This is a genomic window from Afipia felis ATCC 53690, from assembly GCF_000314735.2.
Taxonomy (GTDB): domain Bacteria; phylum Pseudomonadota; class Alphaproteobacteria; order Rhizobiales; family Xanthobacteraceae; genus Afipia; species Afipia felis.
This window is the reverse complement of record NZ_KB375270.1, coordinates 3,270,597-3,294,929: the sequence shown is the minus strand read 5'-3', so window position 1 is coordinate 3,294,929 and position 24,333 is coordinate 3,270,597. Positions and strand designations below refer to the sequence as shown.

Annotated in this window: 24 protein-coding genes; 18 read left to right on the top strand and 6 right to left on the bottom strand. The window is 63.3% G+C overall.

All coding sequences use genetic code 11. The annotated features are described in order from the left end of the window. Nucleotides 1-64: 64 nt before the first annotated feature. The 4 genes from HMPREF9697_RS15740 to HMPREF9697_RS15725 all read left to right on the top strand — a co-directional run bounded on the left by HMPREF9697_RS15740 (nt 65) and on the right by HMPREF9697_RS15725 (nt 3,883). A complete protein-coding gene (locus tag HMPREF9697_RS15740) occupies nt 65-211 on the top strand; it encodes a hypothetical protein (RefSeq protein ID WP_040307978.1) in 147 nt (48 codons plus the stop codon). Between the two features lie 14 nt (nt 212-225). Further along, nucleotides 226-1,182 carry a site-specific tyrosine recombinase XerD gene (xerD, locus tag HMPREF9697_RS15735; RefSeq protein WP_002718230.1) on the top strand — a complete coding sequence of 319 codons (957 nt, stop codon included), beginning with the start codon at nt 226-228 and terminating at the stop codon, nt 1,180-1,182. 114 nt (nt 1,183-1,296) lie between these two features. Continuing rightward, complete coding sequence (locus HMPREF9697_RS15730) at nt 1,297-2,259, top strand: acetyl-CoA carboxylase carboxyltransferase subunit alpha (protein WP_002718229.1); 963 nt, start codon at nt 1,297-1,299, stop codon at nt 2,257-2,259. 193 nt (nt 2,260-2,452) lie between these two features. Continuing rightward, nucleotides 2,453-3,883, top strand: coding sequence for a L,D-transpeptidase family protein (locus HMPREF9697_RS15725; protein WP_002718228.1), 1,431 nt, complete (start codon nt 2,453-2,455; stop codon nt 3,881-3,883). 89 nt (nt 3,884-3,972) lie between these two features. Here HMPREF9697_RS15725 and secA read toward each other — a convergent pair whose 3' ends face one another. Beyond that, entirely contained in the window at nt 3,973-6,804 is a 2,832-nt protein-coding gene (gene secA / locus HMPREF9697_RS15720) for a preprotein translocase subunit SecA (protein WP_002718227.1), read from the bottom strand. Nucleotides 6,805-7,157: 353 nt separating this feature from the next. Between secA and HMPREF9697_RS15715 the strand changes: the two genes are divergently transcribed. The 3 genes from HMPREF9697_RS15715 to mutT all read left to right on the top strand — a co-directional run bounded on the left by HMPREF9697_RS15715 (nt 7,158) and on the right by mutT (nt 9,864). After that, nucleotides 7,158-8,042, top strand: coding sequence for a peptidylprolyl isomerase (locus HMPREF9697_RS15715; protein WP_002718226.1), 885 nt, complete (start codon nt 7,158-7,160; stop codon nt 8,040-8,042). A gap of 167 nt (nt 8,043-8,209) precedes the next feature. Further along, nucleotides 8,210-9,445, top strand: a complete 1,236-nt coding sequence (argJ, locus tag HMPREF9697_RS15710; protein ID WP_002718225.1) for a bifunctional glutamate N-acetyltransferase/amino-acid acetyltransferase ArgJ — start codon at nt 8,210-8,212, stop codon at nt 9,443-9,445. Then, nucleotides 9,445-9,864, top strand: a complete 420-nt coding sequence (gene mutT / locus HMPREF9697_RS15705) for an 8-oxo-dGTP diphosphatase MutT (RefSeq protein WP_002718224.1) — start codon at nt 9,445-9,447, stop codon at nt 9,862-9,864. The genes argJ and mutT overlap by 1 nt, the downstream gene beginning before the upstream one ends. A 20-nt stretch (nt 9,865-9,884) precedes the next feature. Here the strand turns inward: mutT and HMPREF9697_RS15700 are convergent, their stop codons facing one another. After that, entirely contained in the window at nt 9,885-10,733 is an 849-nt protein-coding gene (locus HMPREF9697_RS15700; RefSeq protein ID WP_040307976.1) for a methyltransferase domain-containing protein, read from the bottom strand. Between the two features lie 90 nt (nt 10,734-10,823). Between HMPREF9697_RS15700 and HMPREF9697_RS15695 the strand changes: the two genes are divergently transcribed. The 5 genes from HMPREF9697_RS15695 to HMPREF9697_RS15675 are packed head-to-tail and all read left to right on the top strand — an operon-like array spanning nt 10,824 to nt 13,737. After that, the gene (locus HMPREF9697_RS15695; protein ID WP_002718222.1) at nt 10,824-11,624 is read left to right on the top strand and encodes a ComF family protein; all 801 of its coding nucleotides are present in this window, start codon (nt 10,824-10,826) and stop codon (nt 11,622-11,624) included. Between the two features lie 30 nt (nt 11,625-11,654). Further along, nucleotides 11,655-11,930, top strand: coding sequence for a glutaredoxin 3 (gene grxC, locus HMPREF9697_RS15690; RefSeq protein ID WP_002718221.1), 276 nt, complete (start codon nt 11,655-11,657; stop codon nt 11,928-11,930). Continuing rightward, the gene (locus HMPREF9697_RS15685; RefSeq protein WP_002718220.1) at nt 11,927-12,814 is read left to right on the top strand and encodes a carbon-nitrogen hydrolase family protein; all 888 of its coding nucleotides are present in this window, start codon (nt 11,927-11,929) and stop codon (nt 12,812-12,814) included. Before grxC ends, HMPREF9697_RS15685 begins: the two co-directional genes overlap by 4 nt. Further along, nucleotides 12,811-13,281, top strand: coding sequence for a DUF1178 family protein (locus HMPREF9697_RS15680; protein WP_002718219.1), 471 nt, complete (start codon nt 12,811-12,813; stop codon nt 13,279-13,281). The genes HMPREF9697_RS15685 and HMPREF9697_RS15680 overlap by 4 nt, the downstream gene beginning before the upstream one ends. A gap of 18 nt (nt 13,282-13,299) precedes the next feature. Further along, the gene (locus tag HMPREF9697_RS15675; protein ID WP_002718218.1) at nt 13,300-13,737 is read left to right on the top strand and encodes an EamA family transporter; all 438 of its coding nucleotides are present in this window, start codon (nt 13,300-13,302) and stop codon (nt 13,735-13,737) included. Here the strand turns inward: HMPREF9697_RS15675 and HMPREF9697_RS15670 are convergent. The 3 genes from HMPREF9697_RS15670 to HMPREF9697_RS15660 form a co-directional block, all read right to left on the bottom strand. Continuing rightward, the gene (locus HMPREF9697_RS15670; RefSeq protein ID WP_002718217.1) at nt 13,734-14,630 is read right to left on the bottom strand and encodes a DMT family transporter; all 897 of its coding nucleotides are present in this window, start codon (nt 14,628-14,630) and stop codon (nt 13,734-13,736) included. The two genes, HMPREF9697_RS15675 and HMPREF9697_RS15670, sit on opposite strands and share 4 nt — an antisense overlap. 103 nt (nt 14,631-14,733) lie before the next feature. After that, nucleotides 14,734-15,492, bottom strand: a complete 759-nt coding sequence (gene ubiG / locus HMPREF9697_RS15665; RefSeq protein WP_002718216.1) for a bifunctional 2-polyprenyl-6-hydroxyphenol methylase/3-demethylubiquinol 3-O-methyltransferase UbiG — start codon at nt 15,490-15,492, stop codon at nt 14,734-14,736. A gap of 11 nt (nt 15,493-15,503) precedes the next feature. Further along, nucleotides 15,504-15,971 (bottom strand): PH domain-containing protein, encoded by a 468-nt coding sequence (locus HMPREF9697_RS15660; protein WP_002718215.1) that lies wholly within the window; start codon nt 15,969-15,971, stop codon nt 15,504-15,506. Nucleotides 15,972-16,110: 139 nt separating this feature from the next. On the opposite strand from HMPREF9697_RS15660, the gene HMPREF9697_RS15655 reads away from it, so the two are divergent. From HMPREF9697_RS15655 to HMPREF9697_RS15630, 6 genes are all read left to right on the top strand, one after another. Continuing rightward, the gene (locus HMPREF9697_RS15655) at nt 16,111-17,367 is read left to right on the top strand and encodes an aspartate kinase (protein WP_002718214.1); all 1,257 of its coding nucleotides are present in this window, start codon (nt 16,111-16,113) and stop codon (nt 17,365-17,367) included. 17 nt (nt 17,368-17,384) lie between these two features. Beyond that, on the top strand, nt 17,385-18,065 hold the full coding sequence (locus tag HMPREF9697_RS15650; protein WP_002718213.1) for a MarC family protein: 681 nt from the start codon (nt 17,385-17,387) through the stop codon (nt 18,063-18,065). A gap of 118 nt (nt 18,066-18,183) precedes the next feature. Beyond that, entirely contained in the window at nt 18,184-20,451 is a 2,268-nt protein-coding gene (ptsP, locus tag HMPREF9697_RS15645; RefSeq protein WP_002718212.1) for a phosphoenolpyruvate--protein phosphotransferase, read from the top strand. A 51-nt stretch (nt 20,452-20,502) separates the two neighbouring features. After that, complete coding sequence (prfA, locus tag HMPREF9697_RS15640) at nt 20,503-21,579, top strand: peptide chain release factor 1 (RefSeq protein WP_002718211.1); 1,077 nt, start codon at nt 20,503-20,505, stop codon at nt 21,577-21,579. Further along, nucleotides 21,576-22,454 (top strand): peptide chain release factor N(5)-glutamine methyltransferase, encoded by an 879-nt coding sequence (prmC, locus tag HMPREF9697_RS15635; protein WP_002718210.1) that lies wholly within the window; start codon nt 21,576-21,578, stop codon nt 22,452-22,454. The genes prfA and prmC overlap by 4 nt, the downstream gene beginning before the upstream one ends. Before the next feature lie 410 nt (nt 22,455-22,864). Next, the gene (locus tag HMPREF9697_RS15630; RefSeq protein WP_002718209.1) at nt 22,865-23,554 is read left to right on the top strand and encodes a DUF4167 domain-containing protein; all 690 of its coding nucleotides are present in this window, start codon (nt 22,865-22,867) and stop codon (nt 23,552-23,554) included. Between the two features lie 21 nt (nt 23,555-23,575). On the opposite strand, the gene HMPREF9697_RS15625 is transcribed toward HMPREF9697_RS15630, so the two are convergent. Next, nucleotides 23,576-24,313 (bottom strand): class I SAM-dependent methyltransferase, encoded by a 738-nt coding sequence (locus HMPREF9697_RS15625; RefSeq protein ID WP_002718208.1) that lies wholly within the window; start codon nt 24,311-24,313, stop codon nt 23,576-23,578. Nucleotides 24,314-24,333: the final 20 nt, after the last annotated feature.

The following is a 24,333-nucleotide window of genomic DNA, read 5'->3' as shown; positions in this document are numbered from 1 at the left end:
AACGCTCCGATGCCACCGGAGCGGCCCGGAGATGGGGACGGCAGAAGCCACTGCCAGAAAACCAATGCCAAGTCTGTTTCGCTTCCTGAGCGTGATCGCGATCATCGGCGGCCTGATTTACGGCGCCGTGTACGCGCTGGCGAATTTCGTCAATCCGACGCCCCGCGAGATGACGATCAACATCTCGCAGGACAAGTTCCAGAAGAAATAACGGCGGAAGGCGTGATGGCCACATCCGACGCAAGAACGATCGATCTGTTTCTCGACATGCTCGCCGCCGAACAGGGCGCGGGCGACAATACGCTCAACGCCTACCGCGGCGACCTCGAGGATCTCGCCGCCTTCCTTGCACGCGCCAAGCTCGATTTCGCCCGCGCTGATACGCAGGCGCTGCGTGATTATCTCGCCGATCTCGATCATCGCGGCTTCAAATCCTCCAGTGTCGCGCGGCGGCTGTCGTCGATGCGGCATCTGTTCCGCTTCCTGCTCAACGAACGCAAACGCGGCGACGATCCCGCAGCGATTCTCTCCGGCCCCAAGCGCGGCCGCGCGCTGCCGAAAGTTCTGTCTATCGCCGACGTCGATCGCCTGCTTGCAAAAGCGCGCGAGTTTGCCGACCATGATCAGCCGCCGCTGCAAAAGCTGCGCGCGATGCGACTGTGGTGCTTGCTCGAAGTGCTATACGCCACGGGTCTGCGTGTCTCGGAGCTTGTAGCGCTGCCGTTGTCGGCCGCGCGGCGCGACGCGCGCATGATCGTGGTCCGCGGCAAGGGCGACAAGGAGCGTCTCGTTCCGCTCAACCAGAGTTCGCGCGATGCGATGACCGCCTATCTCGCCGCCGCCGATACCGCAAAGAGTGAGAAAAGCGAGAAGCCAAAATCCGAACCGGCTTCAAAATGGCTGTTTCCCTCTTCGGGAGAGAGCGGCCATCTGACGCGGCAGCATTTCGCCCGCGACCTGAAGGAGCTTGCGGTCGCCGCCGGTATTTCTCCGCGCCTCATCAGTCCGCACGTGCTGCGCCACGCCTTCGCAAGCCATTTGCTCCATAATGGTGCGGATCTGCGCATCGTGCAGACGCTGCTCGGTCATACCGACATCTCCACGACGCAGATCTATACCCATGTGGTGGAAGAACGATTGAAGAGCCTGGTGCGCGACCTGCACCCGCTCGCCGAAAAATAATATTTCAAATATATCAGACGTTTATCTTTCGTTCCGCCGCGCTTGACTTGGGCAGGCCCTAAGTCCAGTTTCCGCCCTCCGCACAATCCCTCCATTCCATCCTATATTTGTTTCATGGCCGATCCGATCCGCAGCTATCTTGACTTTGAAAAGCCCGTTGCCGAACTCGATTCGAAGATCGACGAGTTGCGCACGCTCGCAGCCGGCGGCAGCGACATCGGCGAGGAAATCTCGCGGATCGAGGACAAGGCGAAGATCGCGCTGCACGATCTCTACGCCAATCTGACGCCGTGGCAGAAAACCCAGGTCGCGCGGCATCCGCAGCGTCCGCATTGCGTCGATTACATCGCAAGCCTCATCACCGAATTCACGCCGCTCGCGGGCGACCGCAAGTTCAGCGACGACGACGCCATGATCGGCGGCTTCGGACGCTTCCGCGGCGAAAGCATCTGCGTGCTCGGGCAGGAAAAAGGCTCCACCACCGAGAGTCGCCTCAAGCATAATTTCGGCATGGCGCGCCCGGAGGGCTACCGCAAGGCGGTGCGGCTGATGGAGATGGCCGATCGCTTCGGCATTCCGGTGCTGTCGCTCGTCGATACCGCAGGTGCCTATCCCGGCATCGGTGCGGAGGAGCGCGGCCAGGCCGAGGCCATCGCACGTTCGACTGAGGAGTGTCTCAACCTCACCGTGCCGAATGTCGCGGTCATTCTCGGCGAAGGCGGCTCGGGCGGCGCGATTGCAATCGCCACCGCCAACCGCGTGCTGATGCTAGAGCATGCGGTCTACAGCGTGATCTCGCCGGAAGGCGCGGCCTCGATTCTGTGGCGCGACGCCACCAAGGCGCAGGAAGCCGCGACCAATTTGAAAATTACCGCGCAGGATCTCGCGCGGTTCGGAATCATCGACACGATCCTGAAGGAACCACCGGGCGGCGCCCATCGCGACGCCGCCGACATGATCGCCCGCACCGGTGACGCCATCGCGCAATCGTTCCGCGATCTCGCCTCGCTCGATCCGCTGGCGATCCGCACCCAGCGGCGGCAGAAGTTTCTCGATATCGGACGCCGCCTCGGCTGATAGGCGCCACGCTGCAATCGTGGCTTTTTCGTGAAATTTGATTTAACTTTACTTTCACTATGGAGAGGGTTCCTCGCGCCTCTCCAGCTTGCGGCTGACGGTTCTTTAAGGATAATAATCGGAAATATCCGCTCGTTCTGGTTCCCGCACGCCGCGGCATTCGCGCCGTGGAATCCGAAGCGCAGGGTGCATCTTGATCAACCGTTCCCTCATCCGCGCATTGATGGTTTCCGCAGCACTTGCGACCGGCACCCTATTGGCCGGCTGCAATGGCGAGAACCTTGCGCAGAGCGCCAAGGCCACCAAGCCGATTCCTGAAAAACTCTTGGCCGAAATGGAAACCAAGAACATGGACAAGGGCTCGCCGATGCTGGTGCGCTTGTTCAAGCAGGAGTCCGAGCTCGAAGTCTGGAAGCAGGACCGCACCGGGCATTTCGCGCTGCTGAAGACCTATCCGATCTGCCGCTGGTCCGGTGATCTCGGCCCGAAGGTTCGCGAAGGCGACCGCCAGACGCCGGAGGGCTTCTATTCCATCACGCCGGGACAGATGAACCCGGCCTCCGCCTATTATCTCTCCTTCAACATGGGCTACCCCAACGCCTACGACCGCGCCTGGGGCCGCACCGGTTCGCAGCTTATGGTGCATGGCGACTGCTCGTCGCGCGGCTGCTATGCGATGACCGACGAGCAGATCTCTGAAATCTATTCACTCGGCCGCGAGTCCTTCTTCGGCGGCCAGACCGCGTTCCAGGTGCAGGCCTATCCGTTCCGGATGACGCCGCAGAACATGGCGAAGTATCGCGACAATCCGAACATGCCGTTCTGGCGCATGCTGAAGCAGGGCAACGACATCTTCGAGGTCACCAAGACCGAGCCGAGGGTTGATGTCTGCGAGAAGAAGTACGTCTTCGACGCCGAGCCGCTGCCGGGTGGCAGACCGCTGGCCTTCAACCCCACTGGCCAATGCCCACCGCATCAGCTCAATCCCGCAGTCGCGCAAGCTCTGCAGGAGAAGGAGCGCGCCGATAGCAGCAGGCTCGCCGAACTGATCTCCCGCGGAGCGCGGCTCGCGAAATCGCGCGCGGGCATCGATGGCGGCATGCATCCGGTGTTCGCGACCAAACTGCCCGACTCGCAGTCGATCGCGGTGAGCGACGTCAGCGATTACACCATCCCTGCAACTGCGCCCGCGCCGGGCACGATCCCCTCATACGTCAACCCGCCGCGCGCGCCGGAAGGTGCCGCGCTGGATTCGTCCGAGGCGACAGGCCAGACCGGCGGCCCGAACGTGTTCTCGGCCATCGCCAGCAAGGTCGGCTGGAAACACGAGCAGCCCGCCGCGCCGCAGGCTACGCCGGTAGTTACGCCGAAGGAGATTCCCGCGCCGAAGGCGAGAGCCGTCGCAAAGAACGCCGCGCCCGCGCGAGCGCCGGAAGCCAAAATGCCGGAGCCACGGATCATCCCGCTCAGCCGCACGGCGCAGGCCGGATCCGAGACCAAGCCGTCCGAGGCCAAATCTTCCGAAATCAAATCCACCGCTCCGACGCCGCCCGCAACCATCGCCGGCGCGCAGCCCACCACGCCGGCCAATTCGTTCAACAATCGCTGGTCGAGCTTCCAGTAAGACGACCCGCTTCAGCAGCCATCACCGAGCATAAAAAACGCCGGTCCTTCGACCGGCGTTTTTTTAATAATGCAACAATCGCGACGCGCTTACGCAAAGCGTCCGTGGCAGTGTTTGAACTTCTTGCCTGAGCCGCAGGGGCAATCCTCATTGCGGCCGACCTTGCCCCACGTCGCAGGATCGGACGGATTGCGCTCTGACGCCGGCACCGGCGCGGCGGCCATCGCCGTCTGCACCTGCGCCACCTCGTCCTCGCCGGTATTGAAATCGAGCTTGTGAGCTTCCATCACCGGCATCGGCGGCTGCTCGTCTGGCGGCACGATCTCGACGCGCATGAGCTGCGCGGTAACCGCCTCGCGCAGATGCGCGATCAGCGACTCGAACAGCTCGAAAGCTTCCGCCTTGTATTCCTGCAACGGATCGCGCTGGCCGTAGCCACGCAGGCCAATAACCTGTCGCAGATGATCGAGCATGACGAGATGCTCGCGCCACAGGTGGTCGAGTGTTTGCAGCAGAATGGTCTTCTCGACGTAACGCATCACGTCGGGACCCCACTGCGCAGACTTCGCCGCCATGTGCTCGTCGACATGTTTCTCGAGCCGCGCCAGCATCTCCTCGTCGGCGATGCCTTCTTCCTTGGCCCAATCCTCGACCGGCAGGTCGAGATCGAGCACGCGCTTCAACTCGTCACGCAGCCCCGCGACATCCCACTGCTCGGCATAGGCGTGCTCGGGGATATGCTTGGAAACCAGACCCTCGATCAGGCCGTGGCGCATGTCGGTGACAGTTTCGCTGACGTTCTGATCGCGCATCAGATCGATGCGCTGCTCGAAGATCACCTTGCGCTGATCGTTCTGGACGTCGTCGTATTTCAGGAGATTTTTGCGGATGTCGAAGTTGCGCGCTTCGACCTTCTGCTGCGCCTTTTCAAGCGCCTTGTTGATCCACGGATGGATGATCGCCTCGCCTTCCTTGAGGCCAAGGCGCTGCAGCATGCTGTCGAGACGGTCCGAGCCGAAAATGCGCATCAGATCATCATCGAGCGACAAATAGAACTTGGTGCGGCCGGGGTCACCCTGACGGCCGGCGCGACCGCGCAACTGGTTGTCAATGCGGCGGGACTCGTGGCGCTCGGAGCCGATAATGTAGAGGCCGCCCGGCTTCTGCACCGTCTTGCCGGGCTTGCCCGGATCGAGTTCGACAGTTTCCTCCGCCGCTAGCACCACGGCCTTGAACTTCTCGATGTCGGCCTTGATGCCCTCGACGACCTTTGATTTCTCGGCCTCGTCTTCGATACCGGCGGTTGCGGCCGCCGCGCGCATCTCCAGCGAACCGCCGAGTTTGATGTCGGTGCCGCGGCCCGCCATGTTGGTGGCAATGGTGATCGCGCCCGGCACACCGGCTTCCGCGACGATATAGGCTTCCTGCTCGTGGAAGCGCGCGTTCAGCACCGCGAACAGCTTCGAAGGCTTGCCCGCGCGCGCCGCGTCGTAAAGCTTCGCCATCGATTTCGGATTGGCGAAGTCGATCTGCTTGTAGCCGTGCTCTTTCAGGAATTCGGCCAGCACTTCGGATTTCTCGATCGACGCCGTACCGACCAGCACCGGCTGCATCCTCGAATTGGCGCGCTCGATCTCGTCGAGGATCGCGGCGTATTTCTCGCGCGAGGTGCGATAGACTTCATCGTCCTCATCGAGGCGCGCGATCGGCAGGTTGGTCGGAATCTCGACCACTTCGAGCTTGTAGATGTCGTAGAACTCGTCGGCTTCCGTCGCCGCGGTGCCGGTCATGCCCGCGAGCTTCTTGTACATGCGGAAATAGTTCTGGAACGTGATCGAGGCGAGCGTCTGGTTCTCCGGCTGCACCGGCTGGTGCTCCTTCGCCTCCAGCGCCTGATGCAGACCTTCCGAATAGCGGCGGCCCGGCATCATGCGACCGGTGAACTCGTCGATGATGACGACTTCGCCATCACGCACGATGTAGTCCTTATCACGCGTAAACAGCGAGTGGGCACGCAGCGCCTGATTGACGTGATGCACGACCGAGACGTTCTCGACGTCGTAGAGCGACTCGCCCTTGAGCTGGCCAGCGTCGCGCAACAGCGTCTCGATCTTTTCCATACCGGCTTCGGTGAGCGTGACCGTGCGCTGCTTCTCGTCGACCTCGAAATCCGCGACCTTCTCGAGGCTCGGCATGAAGGTGTCGATGGTGTTGTAGAATTCGGAGCGGTCGTCGAGCGGTCCGGAAATAATGAGCGGGGTGCGGGCTTCGTCGATCAGGATGGAGTCGACTTCGTCGACGATGGCAAAGAAGTGCGGCCGCTGGACCATGTCCTCCAGACGGTACTTCATGTTGTCGCGCAGATAGTCGAAGCCGTATTCGTTGTTGGTGCCGTAGGTGATGTCGCAGGCATAGGCCGCCTGCCGCTCGGCGTCGTCGAGGCCGTGGACGATGGTGCCGGTGGTGAGGCCGAGGAAGCCGTACACCTGGGACATCCATTCGGCGTCGCGCTTGGCGAGGTAGTCGTTGACGGTGACGACATGCACGCCCTGGCCGGCAAGCGCGTTGAGGTAAACCGCAAGCGTCGCCACCAGCGTCTTGCCTTCGCCGGTCTTCATCTCGGCGATGTCGCCCTCATGCAGCACCATGCCGCCGATCAACTGGACGTCGAAATGACGCTGACCGAGCGTGCGCTTGGCTGCCTCTCGCACCGTGGCGAAGGCCGGGACGAGAATGTCGTCGAGGGTCTTGCCGTTGGAGAGCTGCTGCTTGAACTCCGCGGTGCGCGCCTTCAGCGCTTCGTCGGAGAGCGCGGCAAGCTCCGGCTCCATCGCATTGATGGCATCGACCCGCCCCTGATATCCCTTCACCCGCCGGTCGTTGGCGGAGCCGAATAGTTTGCGGGCGAGCGCGCCGATCATCGTTTAATCCCGTCTGTCAGTTTGGCTTGCGACCCCGAAACCGGATCGCTCGTAAAGGCCATCCGTCATCAAGACTGCACGCATGGCCTTTTTGCGACCGGTCCTTGCAGGCAAAGCCCGCAGGGCATGGAGCAGCAAAATGCTGAAGATCACCGGCCCAGGGGCGCACGGTAAAAGCCCTGCGCCAAAAGCCGGTTGCCGGGAGAGATATGGGGCCCCCCAGGGCTTGTCAACGCGCCAACCTCTCAGGGATTTCATGATTTTGACGGGTTTTCGCGTTGCCATCGGCGGGCGGTTGAGCGAGTGTCCCGCGACTTCGCTGTTCTCCGCTTTTGATCAGAAAAGGATAATCCATGACCCTCCCGACCCGCACGACGTCTGCCGTGCGCCTTGGCCTGCTCTCGACCGCCGCGCTCTGCATGGCCATGACCCTGATGGCGGCCCAGCCGCTGCGCGCCGACGACAATCCGGTTCTCGCCAAGGTTAACGGGTCCGAAATCCGGCAAAGCGATGTCACCGCTGCGGAAAAGGACATCGGTCCGAGCCTTGCCCAGCTCGATCCGGCCTCCCGCCAGTCCAGCGTCGTGCAGCTTTTGATCGACCTGAAACTCGTGGCCAAGGCCGCGGAAGACAAGAAGATCGCCGACACTCCAGATTTCAAACAAAAGCTCGCTTTCACCCGCAGCCGGCTCCTGATGGACACCCTGCTCGATCAGGAAGGCAAGGCCGCCGTCACCGATGCAGCCCTGAAGCAGGTCTATGACGACGCCGCCAAGCAGATTTCCGGCGAGCAGGAAGTCCATGCCCGCCATATCCTGGTCGAGACCGAAGATCAGGCCAAGGAGATCATCGCGAAGCTGAAGAAGGGTGCCGACTTCGCTGAACTGGCGAAGAAGGAATCGAAGGACCCCGGCGCGTCCGATGGCGGCGACCTCGGCTTCTTCACCAAGGACCAGATGGTGCCGGAATTCTCCGCCGCCGCCTTCGCGCTGGAGCCCGGCCAGATTTCCGGCCCGGTGAAGTCTCAGTTCGGCTGGCACGTCATCAAGGTCGAGGAAAAGCGCGCCCGTAAGGCTCCGCCCTTCGACCAGGTAAAGCCGCAACTCGAGGCGTTCGTGATCCGCAAGGCACAGGCCGAGTACGTGGCCAAGCTGCGCGCCGACGCCAAGATCGAGCGGCTCGACCAGAAGCCCGACGCGGCCGCGCCTGCTGCACCGGCGGCTCCTGCAAAGAAGTAAATCGACTTCGCAAACCGACTTCGATAATTTGACCGTATGCCCGGGCTCGCCCGGGCATACACGTCTTCAGAACACGTCTTGGAGCCTTCATCGACAAGGATGTAAGACGTGAGTGGCCGGACTCTTCAGGCCCATCGTTTAGTCTAGACATCAAGGCATCCGATCTCATGTCGACCGCCGTCTCCCCCCTCGCGCCCACTCACGTTCCCGAACTGCCGGTCATCAACGGCGTTAAGCTTGCGACCGCCGCTGCGGGCATCCGTTACAAGGGCCGCACCGACGTGCTGCTGGCACTGTTCGACAAGGGCACGACGGTCGCCGGCGTCTTCACCAAATCGAAATGCCCGAGCGCCCCGGTCGACTGGTGCCGCGCGAAACTGAAGAAGGGTCTGGCCCGCGCTCTGGTGGTCAACTCCGGCAACGCCAACGCCTTCACCGGCAAGACCGGCAAGACCGCGACCGCGCTAACGGCGAAGATCGCCGCAAGCGCGACCGGCAGCAGCGCCGACCAGATCTTCCTCGCCTCCACCGGAGTGATCGGCGAGCCACTCGACGCCACCAAGTTCAACGGCGTGCTCGATGACCTCGCGAAAAAGGCGGCCCCCGGCGGCTGGGACGAGGCTGCCCGCGCCATCATGACCACCGACACGTTTCCGAAGCTCGCGACCAAAACCGTGAAGCTCGGCAAGGCGCGCGTCACCATCAACGGCATCGCCAAGGGCGCAGGCATGATCGCGCCCGACATGGCGACGATGCTCTCCTTCGTGTTCACCGATGCGCCGATTTCGGCGGCCGCTTTGCAGGCGCTGCTCAAGAGCGGCGTCGAGGACACCTTCAACGCTGTCACCATCGACGGCGACACCTCGACTTCCGACACGCTGCTCGCGTTCGCCACCGGCACCGCCAAGGACGCGCCGAAGATCACGCGGGCGTCCGACCCGCGCCTGAAGGCTTTCGTAAAAGCCTTCCGCGAGGTGCTGGCCGATCTTGCCGAACAGGTCGCGCGTGACGGCGAAGGCGCGCGCAAGCTCGTCGAGGTGCTGGTTGACGGCGCGGCGTCGAAGATGTCCGCGCGCCGGATCGCGATGTCGATCGCCAATTCGCCTCTGGTGAAAACCGCGGTCGCGGGCGAGGATGCCAACTGGGGCCGCGTGGTGATGGCAGTCGGCAAGGCGGGCGAGCCTGCCAATCGCGACAAGCTCGCGATCTTCTTCAACGGCGTGCGCGTCGCGCACAAAGGCATGCGCGATCCGGCCTATGACGAGACGGAAGTGTCCGCGTTGATGAAGCAGCCGAAAATCACCATCAAGGTTGCGCTCGGCATGGGCAAGGGCCGCGACCGCGTACTGACCTGCGATCTCACTAAGGAATATGTCGCGATCAACGGCGATTACAGGTCGTGATGGACAAACCTGCCACCACCAAGCTCGTCTTCGTCGTCGCCTGCGCGCTGATCGACACTGACAACCGGGTGCTGATCGCGCAGCGTCCCGAAGGCAAGCAACTCGCAGGCCTGTGGGAATTTCCCGGCGGCAAACTCGAGCCCGGCGAACGGCCGGAGCCCGCGCTGATCCGCGAGCTGCATGAAGAACTCGGCATCACTGTGCAGGAATCCTGTCTCGCACCGCTGACATTCGCGAGCCATGCCTACGAAACATTTCATTTGCTGATGCCGCTCTACATCTGCCGACGCTGGGAAGGCATCGCCACCGGCCGCGAAGGTCAACCGCTCGCCTGGGTGCGCGCCAACAGGTTGCGCGATTACCCGATGCCACCCGCGGACATTCCGCTGATCTCGCATCTGACAGATTTGTTGTTGTAAGCAACCGCTCGGGTCGCGGATTACCCTTTGCGACTCTGGCTTTTGATCGCTTCTTCCAGCGACATCTTCGCCGAGCCCGGCTTGAGCGGCTTCGGCTGGCTCTCATCCGGCGACCAGCCGGCCATCCAGACGATATCGAACGTCGCGCGAATGCGGCCGTCAGAATCAGAAAAGCGCTGCGCATAGATTTCGGCGGCACGCATCAGCGTCGCGCGGCGCAACGGTGTGTGGCGGCGATCCATCAGCATGTTGGTCGCGCCCATCCGCCGCAAATCGCGCATCAGGCCGAACATGGTGTCGTAACGCACAGTGACGCGATCCACATCCGTCACCGGCAGCGCGAAGCCCGCGCGTTGCAGCAACGCACCCGCGTCGCGCAGATCGAGCATTGGAATGACGCGCGGCGACAGCCCGCCGTCGAGTGCAACCTCGGCTTCGGCGAACGACTGACGCAATTCAGTGAGTGTGTCGCCGCCAATGGTTGCCGCAAGAAAATAACCGTCTGGCTGCAACGCGCGGCGGATCTGCGCCAGCACGCCCGGCAGATCGTTGACGAATTGCAGTGCCAGCACCGAGACGACGAGGTCGAGCGCATGCGCTTGAAACGGCAGCGCCTCGTGCTCATTCGCAGGCCAATCGACATGACGCGACTGCTTCACCGAAGCCGCGAGCACATCCGCTGCGCCATGCCCCGGCGAGCCAAGATCCACGGCGGTCTGAAAATCGCGCACCACGGCATGCAACCGCTCGCCCAAATCTTCCACCACGCGGTCGAGCAGGAACGTCTCGGCGCCAGCTTTCGCAGCGCGCGCCTGCCGCTTCTTGAGCAGCACAGAATCGAACACTTTCGGCGGCGAGGTGGATGTCATGGGCCGCTTGTTACGCCCAACCCCGCCCGCGTTCAATCGTGAGACATGAACCAGCTTGAGTGGGTTCATGGGCAAGGCTAGGCTCGACCCATGCCGATGCAGCCGATGCCGATGCGGCCTTTTTTGCGCGGCGCGTGGAGTGCCTGCCACGATGCAGGCCGCCGCGTCGCGCGGCTTGCGCTGGATATCGCCCTACCGACGCTGTGCATCTCCTGCCGCGAACCGGTCGCGGGCGAAGGGCTTTGTTCCGTCTGCTGGGCAAAGCTATCCTTCATCGCGCCGCCTTACTGCGCGCGGCTCGGCATTCCCTTTGTCTATGATCCCGGTCCGGGCTTGTTGTCGATGGAAGCCATCGCGGCACCTCCGGCGTATCAACGCGCCCGCGCCGCCGTGCGCTACGACGAGGCCGCAGGCACGCTCGTGCATGCACTGAAATATCAGGACCGCACCGACCTTGCGCCCGCGATGGGCCGCTGGATGGCCCGCGCCGGAGCAGAATTGCTCAATGAGACCGACGCGCTGATCCCGGTGCCGCTGCATTGGAAACGCGGCTGGTCGCGGCGCTACAACCAGTCGGCGACGCTCGCCAACGTCATCGGTCGCCAATCCAAAATTCCAGTGCGGGCCGATCTGCTCCGCCGCACCCGGGCCACCCACCAGCAGGTCGGCCTGTCGCGAACCGAGCGCGCCCGCAACGTACAGGGCGCATTCGCGGTCGGTGACGATCAACGCGCCGCCGTCGCTGGGCGGCGCTTCATTCTGGTGGATGACGTGCTGACCTCGGGCGCGACGGTGGACGCCTGTGCTCGCGCGTTGCTGCGCGCCAAGGCGGCTTCGGTCGATGTGCTGGTATTCGCGCGGGTTGTGGAGGCGTTCCGCCCTCCCATATAATCAGTCGCGATCCTTTTCATGGAATATACAATGTCTGCCGCTGTCGAAATCTACACCAGGCCGGGTTGCGGCTACTGCTCGGCCGCTAAAGCCCTGCTCCAACGCAAGCATATCGAGTTCACCGAATTCGACGCCGGCCAGAATCCGGCCTTCCGGCAGGAGATGCTGGCGCGCGCCAAAGGCGGCACCACTTTCCCGCAGATTTTCATCGACGGCTTCCATGTCGGCGGCTGCGACGAGTTGTATGCGCTGGAAGGCGCCGGCAAGCTCGATGAACTGCTGAACGGACAGAAAGAGCCCACATGACCGAGACGGCTCCTGCCACACCTTTCAAGGCAGCGCTGGTCCAGCTTCGCACTGGCCTGCTGCCCGCCGAGAATCTCGTTCAGGCCACGCAACTCATCCGCGAAGCGGCGGCGCAAGGCGCGCAGTACATCCAGACGCCGGAAGTCACCAATGTGATGCAGGAGAACCGCAAGGCGCTGTTCGACCTGCTCGCATCCGAGGCCGACGATGCTTCGCTGAAGGCGTACCAGGACCTTGCGACGGAATTGAAAGTTCACCTGCATATCGGCTCGCTGGCGTTGAAGGCCTCGCCGGAGCGCGCGGTGAATCGGTCGTTCCTGATCGGGCCGAGCGGCGACATTCTCGCCAGCTACGACAAGATTCACATGTTCGACATTGATCTGGAGAATGGCGAGAGCTATCGCGAATCAGCCAACTACCAGCCGGGCGAAACAGCAGTACTTGCCGATCTGCCCTGGGGCCGCCTTGGCCTCACCATCTGCTACGATCTGCGCTTTCCCGCGCTGTTCCGCGCGCTCGCGGAAGCTGGCGCATCCTTCATCGCGGCTCCTGCGGCCTTCACCAAGCGCACCGGCGAAGCGCACTGGCATGCGCTGTTGCGCGCCCGCGCGATCGAGAACGGCTGCTTCATCTTCGCAGCCGCGCAGGGCGGCCTGCACCAGAACAAGCGCGAGACGTTCGGCCATTCGCTCATCATCGATCCGTGGGGCACGGTGATCGCCGAAGGCGGCACCGAGCCCGGCATCATCACCGCAGAGATCGACCCGGCGCGGGTCACTGCGGTGCGCAAAAGCATTCCATCGCTGCAACACGGCCGCCGCTTCAGCGTCCGCGACCCGAGCCAGCAGCCCGATTATCTGCGCGCCGTCAGGGGATCGCCATGATCCGCTATGCGCTGCGTTGCGAATGCGGCCACACTTTCGAGAGCTGGTTTCAAAGCTCCGGCGCTTATGAGAGCCAGCGCAAGCGGCATCTCGTGACTTGCCCGGCCTGCGATTCCGCCAAGGTCGAAAAAGCGATCATGGCGCCGCGCCTAGCTTCGAAGAGCACGAAAACAGTCTCCGCTCCCGCGCCCACCACATCGCCCGATGTTCCTGCGTCCGCATCTCCGCTGATGATGACGCCCGAGGCACAGGAGATCGCCACCAAGCTGCGTGAACTGCGCGAGCATGTGGAGAAGAACGCGGAGAATGTCGGCCGCAGGTTTCCGAACGAAGCGCGCAAGATTCATTACGGCGATTCCGAGCAGCGCGCGATCTATGGTCAGGCGACTGCGGAAGAAACCCGCTCGCTGATCGAGGAAGGCGTCGAGGTGATGCCGCTGCCGCTGCTGCCCGACGAACGAAACTAGCCAGACGAGGACGAGCGAATGGTCAGCATCTGGTCGTCCTGGCAGATATGGGCGGTGCTGTCGGCGATGTTTGCCGCGCTCACCGCGATTTTCGCCAAGGTCGGCGTCGAGAACATCAATCCCGATCTCGCGACATTCATCCGCACGGTTATCGTGCTTCTGAGCTTCGCGCTCATTCTGTTCGCAACGGGCGAATTCAGGTCGCCCGAACAGGTCTCGGGCAAGACATGGCTATTCCTGATCTTGTCCGGTCTCGGCACCGGCGCATCATGGCTGTGTTATTTTCGCGCGCTCAAACTCGGTCCGGCGACACTGGTCGCGCCGATCGACAAGCTGAGCGTTGTGCTGGTCGCAATCTTCGGTGTCGTGTTTCTCGGAGAGCGCCCTACGGCCAGCAACTGGGTGGGTATCGCACTGATTGCGGCGGGTGCCGTCATCATTGTGTGGAAGCGTTAACCCGCCACCAGCGCCGTCACACCGATCAGGATCAGCACCACGCCGGCGAATTCGCGCGCCGTGATCGACTGTTTCATGCCGTAATGCGCCGCCACCTGCGCGATCAGCACTTCGACGAGCGCCAATGTGCGCACATTCGCCGCCGGCGTCAGCGCGAAAGCGAGAAACCAGAACAGCGAGGCGAACGCGCCCATGAAGCCTGCGAACATCGACGGCTTCCAGAGGCGGAAGATCGCCGTCATCACGCCGGGCTTGCGCACCACAAGATAGGCCGAGAGCACCAGCGTCTGCAGCAGCAGCGCGATGGACAGCGAGAAGCTCGCTGCGGTGACGAAGCTCACGCCCTCGACGTTGAGAATCGCGCCGCGATAGCCGACCGCCGACAGTGCCATGAAGGAGGCAGCAAACAGCCCGAGCAAGGTCGGCCGCAGGCTGCCGAAACCCTTCGCGCCGGGCCGCAGCGCGGTGAGAACCACGCCCAGCGTGGCGATCACGATGCCAAGCAGCTTCAGCCCGGTCAGTTCGTCGGACAGAAATACGAAGCCGAAGGCCGCCGCCTGAATCGCCTCGGTCTTGAGATAGGCCGTGGTGACGACGAAGGAATGCTCGTTCATCGCCGCAAGCATCAGCGCCGTGCCCGCGATCTGCGCAGCACTGCCCGCGAGCAGCCACGGATAGAATCCCGACGCCGGCCATCCGATATGATCGCCTGTGGCGACGAGGACCGACCCCAGAAACACGACCGCGAACGGAAAACCGAACAGGAAGCGGATATGGGTCGCGCCGAGTGTGCCGAGTGGCTTTGTCAGCCCGCGCTGCATTGCGTTGCGCGCGACCTGGCCGAGGGCACCCACGAGGGTAAACGGTATCCAGAGCCAGGTCAGATCGGTCATGCGGGGCCGCGGCGGTGACGTTTCATCACCGCAAAAGGCTATGATGGCGCGGTTTTCGTCAAGCGAGCCCTCTGCATATCAGAACCGCAAAGCAGCGGCGGACTTACAGGCTTTCAGCGATCACCATGTAGTTGACGTCCATGTCGGACGACAGACTCCAGCGGTCGGCGAGCGGATTGAATACCACGCCGGTCTGCTCGGTGATGCCAAGCTTGCAGGCATCGAGATAATGCGTGAGCTCTTCGGGGGTGACGAACTTGTCCCACTGATGGGTGCCACGCGGCAGCCAGCGCAGCACATATTCCGCGCCTACGATCGCAAGCGCGAAACTCTTCCAGGTGCGGTTGAGCGTCGAGACGGTCATCAGCCCCGACGGCTTCATCGCGGCCGAACAGCGCAGCAAAAATGCGCCGACATCGGTGACATGCTCGACGACCTCCATCGCCAGCACGATGTCGAATCGCTCGCGCAGATCGATCTCCTCGACCGTGGTGCAGCGGTAATCGATGCTGAGATGGCCGCGTTCGGCATGCAGCTTCGCCACCGAAATATTGGTTTCGGACGGATCGATGCCGACGACCTGGGCACCCAACCGCGCCAGCGGCTCGCACAGAAGGCCCGCGCCGCAGCCGATATCGAGGATTCGCAGGCCCGACAGGCAGTTCAGGCTTTTCGGGTTGCGCTCGAACTTGCGGCAGGCGGCGTCACGGATATAGGCAAGCCGCAGCGGATTGATCCGGTGCAGCGGCTTCATCCGGCCGTTCGGGTCCCACCAGTCCGACGACAGTTTCGAGAAGCGCGCGACCTCGGCCGGATCGACGCTCGGCGAAGAATTCGATGTGGCGTGAGAGGTATCGGTCATGGTGTCCGTCCTCAATGCGCAGTGATGTGATTGCGGAATTGCAGCGGCGAGGCGATCATGTTCATCGTTTTATGCCCTTCGCCGACGCCCTTCACCGTAACATCGCCCCAACCGAAGATTCTCCCCAGAATGCTTTGCACGACGTCGACGCTTTCCACCTTGTCGAGGCTCATCTCGAACGTATTGCGCTTGATGAATCCTTCCTTGTGGACCACCCGCAGGCTCGTGACGTCCGTCTCCGTGGTCCAGCGGCGAAACCAGGCGCTCAACAGCCAGACGAGGCCAAGGGCCGCCAGAACCGCCGCGGCCGCGATCAGCACCGCGACCAGCGTCCCCTCCAGCGTCGTCCATGCCCCGATCAGGGCCGCAGCCGCCAGTGCAAGACAAACGAGGCCGGGCGCATAGACGATGCCGTGGATGGTCGTCGAATAGCGAAGCTGCTCCCCCGGCTGCAAAATCTCGTCGACATAACGGCCCATCGTGCCCACTCTCCCAGTCCCCGGAACTCATGGCTTGCCCCGGGCGGCGCAGGTATGTATAGCCGCGTTTTCGGAGCGGCGCTGCGGTTTTGAGCGGAACCGATCCTCACCCTGAACCATAACGGGACTGCGCCACTCCATGGGCCGCCTTGTCATGAAGTTCGGCGGCACGTCCGTCGCCAACATCGAGCGTATTCAGAACGTCGCCCGCCATGTCAAACGCGAGGTCGACGCCGGGCATGATGTCGCGGTCGTCGTCTCGGCGATGTCGGGCAAGACCAATGAACTGGTCGGCTGGGCGCAGCAAACCTCTGCCCTGCACGATGCGCGCGAATACGACGCCATCGTCGCTTCCGGCGAACAGGTCACCTCAGGCCTGCTTGCCATCGCGTTGCAGGCGCTCGGCATCCAGGCCCGCTCCTGGCAGGGCTGGCAGATTCCGATCGAGACCAGCGATGCCCATGCATCCGCGCGCATCACTGGCATCGACGGGTCCGAACTCATCAAGCGATTCAAGGACCGCCGGGAAGTCGCCGTTATCGCCGGCTTCCAGGGCATCCATCAGGAATCCGGCCGCATCACCACGCTCGGCCGTGGCGGTTCCGACACGTCGGCGGTGGCGATCGCGGCTGCGATCCACGCCGATCGTTGCGATATCTACACCGACGTCGACGGCGTCTACACCACCGACCCGCGCGTGGTGCCGAAGGCGCAGCGCCTCGACAAGGTGGCATTCGAGGAAATGCTGGAAATGGCCTCGCAGGGCGCCAAGGTGCTGCAGGTCCGTTCGGTCGAACTCGGCCTCGTGCACAACGTGCCGGTGTTTGTCCGCTCCAGTTTCGTCAAGCCAGAGGATATCGACCCGCACGGCACGCCGCCGGGAACGCTGATCTGCAGCGAGGAGGAAATCGTGGAAAGCCAAGTCGTCACCGGCATCGCCTTCTCCAAGGACGAAGCCCAGATTTCGGTGCGCCGCATCGAGGACAAGCCTGGTGTCGCGGCCTCGATCTTCGGACCGCTGGCAGAGGCCAACATCAATGTCGACATGATCGTGCAGAACGTGTCGGAAGACGGTCGCTTCACCGACCTCACCTTCACGGTGCCGGCCTCGGATTTCACCCGCGCGCAGGATGTGATCGCCAAAGCCAAGGACAAGATCGGCTACGAGCGGGTCGATACCGCAACCGACGTCGCAAAAATCTCGGCAATCGGCGTCGGCATGCGCAGCCACGCGGGCGTCGCCGCACGCGCCTTCGCAGCGCTGTCGGAGCGCAATATCAACATCCGCGCGATCACGACATCGGAAATCAAGTTTTCGCTCTTGATCGACGCCGCGTATACCGAGCTTGCGGTCCGCACGCTCCACACCCTCTACGGACTCGACGCCAAGACCTGACATAAGGCATCCGCCGCGTGAACAACATCGCAGAGATCGTGAATGCGTTCCTGCTGGTCTATGCGGCGCTGTTTCCTGTGGTCAATCCGGTCGGCGGCGCGCCGATCTTCCTGCGGCTCACCAACCGCATTCCGAAAGCGCGGCTGCCTGCGCTGGCGCGCGGCGTCGCGATCAACAGTTTCATCTTGCTGCTGTGCTCGCTGTTCATCGGCTCGCATGTGCTGGTGTTCTTCGGCATCACACTGCCGGTGGTGCGCATCGCCGGCGGCCTCGTCGTCGCGGCGTTCGGCTGGCAACTTTTGCAGCAGGGCGACGACATCGAGGACCGCGAACACCCCGGCCCGCGCAGCACGGTCGACGCCTTTTACCCTCTCACCATGCCGCTGACCGTCGGTCCCGGCTCCATCTCGGTCGCGATCACGCTGGGCAGCCAGCGGCCGGCTTCCGAGACCGACCTGACCCAGCTCGCCGTACTCGGCGGCGGGGCCCTCGCCGGACTTCTGGCGGTCGCCGCGACGATCTACGTCTGTTACCGCTTCGCCAGCAACATCGTCAGCGTGCTCGGCGAACGCGGCACCAATGTCATGATGCGGCTGTCGGCCTTCCTGCTGTTCTGTATCGGCATCCAGATCATCTGGAGCGGCCTGCGCAGCCTTGTTCCGCCGGCCAGCTTCGCCTCGCTGGCGTTACCTTTATAACCCCTCCATACCGCCGGATTGGCAGGCCTTTTGCTTGGCAAAGGGAGGGCCAATTCGCTATAGCCTTGAGAGGCGGATGGTGACGTCCCGAACCATGTCGGAAGCGAGGAACGAGCGGATGCGCAGCGCGCTGGGAGGCCCCCGCGTCTTGTTAAGGCGGCTGCGCGAAGTGATGGCCGAACAGGTCAGCGCGCAGGACCGCCTCGACAAGATCGTGGTGCTGATCGCCGCCAACATGGTGGCGGAGGTCTGCTCGACCTACGTGCTGCGCGTGGACAATACCCTCGAACTCTACGCCACCGAGGGTCTCAATCCCGACGCCGTGCACAAGACCGTACTGAGCGCGCATGAAGGCCTCGTCGGCCTCGTCGCAAGCGAAGCCCAGCCGCTCAATCTGTCCGATGCCCAGAACCATCCGGCCTATTCATACCGTCCGGAAACCGGCGAAGAAATTTACCACTCTTTCCTCGGCGTGCCGATTCTGCGCGCGGGCAACACGCTCGGCGTGCTCGTGGTGCAGAACCGCGCGCGACGCACCTATGTCGAGGAAGAAGTCGAGGCGCTGCAGACCACCGCGATGGTGCTCGCAGAGATGATCGCCTCGGGCGAACTGTCCTCACTCGCCCCGCCCGGTGCCGAACCCGCCGCCCGCATCTCGGTCCACAAGTCCGGCTCGATCCTGTCGGAAGGCATCGCACTCGGCCATGTCGTGCTCCACGAGCCGCGTGTCGTCATCACCAACTATATCGCTGAAGACGTGCCGCGTGAGATCAAGCGGCTCGACAGCGCTGTCACCAAATTGCGGGCCGATCTCGACCGGATGCTGGAGCGGGGCGACGTCGCCGAAGGCGGCGATCATCGCGACGTGCTCGAAGCCTACCGCATGTTCGCCAACGACCAGGGCTGGCAGCATCGCCTGCGCGAAGCGGTCGCGACCGGCCTCACCGCCGAGGCCGCTGTCGAGCGCGTGCAGTCCGACACCCGTGCGCGCATGCTGCGTTCGACCGATCCTTACTTGCGCGACCGCCTGCACGACCTCGAGGATCTCGGTCACCGCCTGATGCGCCAGCTCGTCGGCCGCGATCATGCCCCCTCGCGCGAACAATTGCCCGACAACGCGATCCTCGTCGCGCGCTCGATGGGTCCGGCCGCTCTGCTCGATTACGACCGCAACAGGCTGCGCGGCCTCGTGCTCGAGGAAGGCACCGCAAACTCGCACGTCTCGATCGTGGCGCGCGCGCTCGGCATTCCGGCGATCGGCGAAGTCGCCAACGCACCGGGCCTCGCCGATCCGGGCGACGCCATCATCGTCGACGGCACGTCCGGCTCGATCTATGTGCGGCCCTCGCAGGAAATCCAGTCCGCCTATGCTGAGCGCGTGCGCTTCCGCGCAAGGCGGCAGGAGCAGTATCGCGAGCTGCGCGACAAGCCATGCAGGACAAAAGATGGCCAGTCGATCGAACTGATGCTCAATGCGGGCCTCATCATCGACCTGCCGCATATCGAGGATGCGGGCGCGGCTGGCATCGGCCTGTTCCGCACCGAGCTGCAGTTCATGGTCTCCACCAGCCTGCCGCGCACCAGCGAGCAGCTTTCGCTGTATCGCACCGTGCTGGATGCCGCAGGCGACAAGCCGGTGACATTCCGCACGCTCGACATCGGCGGCGACAAAGCGCTGCCTTATATGGATACGATCGTCGAGGAGAACCCAGCGCTGGGCTGGCGTGCGATCCGGCTCGGCCTTGATCGTCCCGGCCTGTTGCGCGGCCAGATTCGCGCGTTGCTGCGCGCTGCTGCGGGCCGTGCGCTGCGCATCATGTTTCCGATGGTCACCGTGGTGCGCGAATTCGATCAGGCCAAGACCATGGTTGAGCGCGAACTGACCTATCTGCGGCAGCACGGCCATACGCTGCCCGAGCGCATCGATGTCGGCACCATGATCGAAGTCCCGGCATTGCTCTATCAGCTCGACGATCTGTTCGAACGCGTCGATTTTGTCTCGGTCGGCTCCAACGATCTTTTCCAATTCCTGTACGCGGTGGACCGCGGCAACGCGCGCGTCACCGACCGCTTCGACACCATGTCGGCGCCGATCCTGCGGGCGCTGCGCCACATCGCGCGCAAGGGCAAGGAAGCCGGGAAATCCGTGTCACTGTGCGGCGAGATGGCCTCGCAGCCGCTCGGCGCGCTGGCGCTGATCGCGCTCGGCTACCGTTCGATGTCGGTGAACGCCACGGCCCACGGCCCGGTGAAAGCGCTGATCCTCGAACTCGACGCCGCGAAGATCGAAGCCGAGATGGAGAAATGGCTCGACACGCCTTACGACCGCGTTCCGATACGCGAAAAGCTGATGGCATTCGCCGAAGCGGAAGGCCTGCCGTTGTAGCGAAGCTCACGCCCGCCTGCGCCCTTCCCGCTGCTTCGTGAGACGACCCTTATGCTGCCCAACGCCAAACTCGATATTCTGCTTGCCCGCCATGCCACTCTCGAAGCGGAGCTGATGGGGCAGGTCAGCGCCGACACCTACGTGCGCGCGACCCGCGAACTGGCCGAGATCACTCCGGTAGTCGATGCGGTGAAAGCCTACCGCGCCGGTGCTTCCGAGCTTGCCGACCTCGAATCCATGATCGCCGATCCCGCGACCGACGCCGACATGCGGGCGATGGCGGAAAGCGAACGCCCGGCTCTGCTCGAACGGCAGACCGAACTGGAACAGCATATCCGCATCGCGCTGCTGCCGAAGGACGCAATGGACGAGCGCAACGTGATGCTGGAAGTCCGCGCCGGCACCGGTGGCGACGAGGCTTCGCTGTTCGCGGGCGACCTGTTTCGGATGTATGAGCGCTTCGCCACGCTGCAAGGCTGGAAGGTGGAGGTGATCTCCGCGAGCGAAGGCACGATGGGCGGCTACAAGGAAATCGTCGCCGAGGTGCAGGGGCGCGGCGCATTCGCAAAACTCAAATTCGAATCCGGCGTGCATCGTGTGCAGCGCGTACCGGACACCGAGGCATCCGGCCGCATCCACACCTCCGCCGCGACAGTCGCGGTGCTGCCGGAGGCCGAGGATATCGACATCGATATCAAGGACACGGATCTGCGCATCGAGACCATGCGCGCGCAAGGTGCGGGCGGACAGCACGTCAACAAGACCGAATCCGCCATCCGTATCACGCACATTCCGACCGGCATCGTCGTCAACATGCAGGACAGCCGCTCGCAACATAAAAACCGCGCGTCCGCGATGAACATCTTGCGCTCGCGCGTACTCGACGCCGAACGCCAGCGCGCCGCATCCGAGCGCTCCGCCGACCGGCGCGGACAGGTCGGCTCCGGCGATCGCTCCGAGCGCATCCGCACCTATAATTTTCCGCAGGGCCGTGTCACCGACCACCGCATCAATCTCACTCTCTACAAACTGCCGCAGGTGATCGCGGGCGAAGCACTGGGCGAACTGGTCGACGCGCTCACGACCGAGCATCAGGCCGCACTTCTGGCCGCCGAGAATTCCGCGTGAGCCTCAACGGTCTCAGCCTCGATCAGGCGCGGCGCGAGATTCGCGCGCGCCTCGAAGTTGCAGGAATAGAATCGCCCGAACTCGATGCGCGGCTGCTACTCGGCGAGGTTTTGCGGCTTGACCTCACCCGCTTGATCGCCGCCTCTGCGCGCACGCTCACTGCAGACGAGGCGGCAGCGCTTGAATCCGTCACCCGGCGGCGGATCGACGGCGAGCCCGTCGCGCGCATCCTCGGCCACAAGGAATTCTGGGGCCTGTCCTTTGCGCTGTCCCCGGCGACGCTGGTACCGCGCCCCGACACCGAAACGATTGTCGAGGCGGCGCTGGATATCCTCAAGCGGGAAGGACGAGCTAACGACGCGCTTCGCATCGCCGACATCGGCACCGGCTCCGGCGCGATCCTGCTCGCGCTGCTGTCCGAACTGTCGAATGCGCACGGCATCGGCACCGACATTAACCCCGACGCGCTAAGCACCGCCGCGCATAACGCTGCCGTGCTCGGCCTGGACGAACGAGCAAGCTTCGTCGAATGCAATTACGCCGACACCTTACACGGCCCGTTCGATCTGATCGTCTCGAACCCGCCCTACATTCCATCGCGCGACATTAACGATCTCTCCATCGAGGTACGCGCGCACGATCCGCGCCTGGCGCTCGACGGCGGTGCCGACGGGCTCGATGCCTATCGCGTGATCGCGCCCGCCGCCCTCGAACTTCTGGCGCCCGGCGGCGTTATCGTCTTTGAAATTGGACAGGGCCAGGAGCGCGATGTGGCCCGCCTGCTGACCGCAGCAGGGCTTGGTCCGGATGTCCCGGCAAAACCCGACCTGAACGGGATTCCGAGGGCCGTCGTAGGAAGGAAACCCTTCATTTAAAAGGGTTTCCTGCCACAAAAAAATCACTTGGCGATTGCCCCGAGAGAGATTAGGTTCCGAATAGATCGGTTGGCCCTCCGGTTCCGCGCAGCGGATGGAAGGGCGGCGTCCTCGGGAAAGAGGACCACCGAACAGGGGTTCCGAAAGCGGAATGGTTTGGGCGCGAAGGACGATAGAGCCGCGCTGCCCGCTTCCAGCAAATGAAAGCTGTTTAGGCTTGAACATTCAACCATGACATCGGCAACTGCCCGCTCCACCTTCCGGGCAGGAATTGAGGTCAACCCGCCATGGCGGTGCGTCATGGCTTGCAGACGCTGTGTGCTGCGCGAGTCCGGATTGGGCGCGGAACTACTCCATTTCGATCAACACCACTTCGATCAACACCATCAGGGATCGGTAAAAGGCACGACATGAGGAACGGTCAGAACAACAACAAGCGTATGCGCGGTCGCAACAATAACAACCATAACAACAACCGCCGTAGCCAGAACCCGATGACCCGGGTGTTCGAATCCAACGGTCCTGACATCAAGATCCGCGGTACCGCATCCCATATCGCCGAGAAATACGTTCAACTCGCGCGCGACGCCCGCTCCTCGGGCGACCCGGTCGCGGCGGAAAACTACTACCAGCACGCCGAACACTATTTCCGCCTGATCGCAGCCGCGCAGGAACAGCTCCGGCAGAACCAGCCCCAGCAGCAGCAACAGCCGCGCATGGACAACGACCTCGGCGAGGAAGCCGGCGAGGAAGACAGCTATTCGAACTTCGGCGCGGAGCCGGGCTTCGCCCCGCAGCCCCAGCAGTTCACGCCGCGCGAGCAGCAGCCCTATCCGCAGCCGCGCGAACAACCGCAGCCGCGTGAATATCGCGAGCCACGCGAGAACCGCCAGCCGCAGGCGCAGCCCGAGACCGGCGCAGCAGGCTTGCCCTCATTCATCACCGGCGGTGCACAGCCTGCAGCGGGCCTCGAGTCCAATGCCACCGGCGCGCCGCCACAGGGCGAACGCTTCGCCCATCGCCGCCGTCGTCCGCGCGGTCCGCGACCCGAAGCACAGGCCGCGATGCCGCAGGAAAACGGCGATCTCGCCAGCGAGTAATTTCGGTTTAAACGATCGGCATCATTCCCGACGCAGCGGCCGCGGTACAAGCGCAGGCTCCAGCGCCGGGATAAGTCGTGTTCGCTCGCGCTTGGCGGGAATACCGCGATAGACCTGCTTCGTCGCCTCGACGAGCAGCACGCCAGGAAACGGCGACGACAGCGCTGCACCGATTTTTTCCCATGCCATCGCCGAGCGCAGCATCCAGCCGCTGTCGATCGGCGGAACGAACAGAGCTTCGCTCCATGCAATCGGCGTGAACCAAGTCCGCCGCAACAATTGCGTGACCTGGCTTCGCGAATAAGGCTGGCCATGGCCGAACGGCGTGCTGTCGGTTCGCGCCCAGACGCCACGACGATTGGGGAGCACCACCATGATCCGTCCCGAGGGCGCGAGCACCCGCCACACCTCGCGCATGAGACTGTCAGGATCGTCGGACATCTCCAGCGCATGCACGAGCAGGATGCGATCGACCGCCGCATCTGCCAACGGCAGCGAAAATTCATCGACCAGCGTAGACAGCGTCGGCCTTGCCGTCGGCCATTTCAATACACCCTGCGCGGCCGGCATGAACGCGAAGCAGCGCTCGCAGCTTTCACGAAACAGTCCGAGGTAAGGTGTCGGATAGCCGAGGCCGAGCAACCGCTGGCCCTGCGTATCCGGCCAGTGCCGCATGACGCCGTGGCTGATGAGACGCCGCGCCACCGCGCCGACGCGCTGCGAATAGAACCCGCGAAGATCGATGACGTCGATGGTCATACAGTTCCTTACCACGCCGC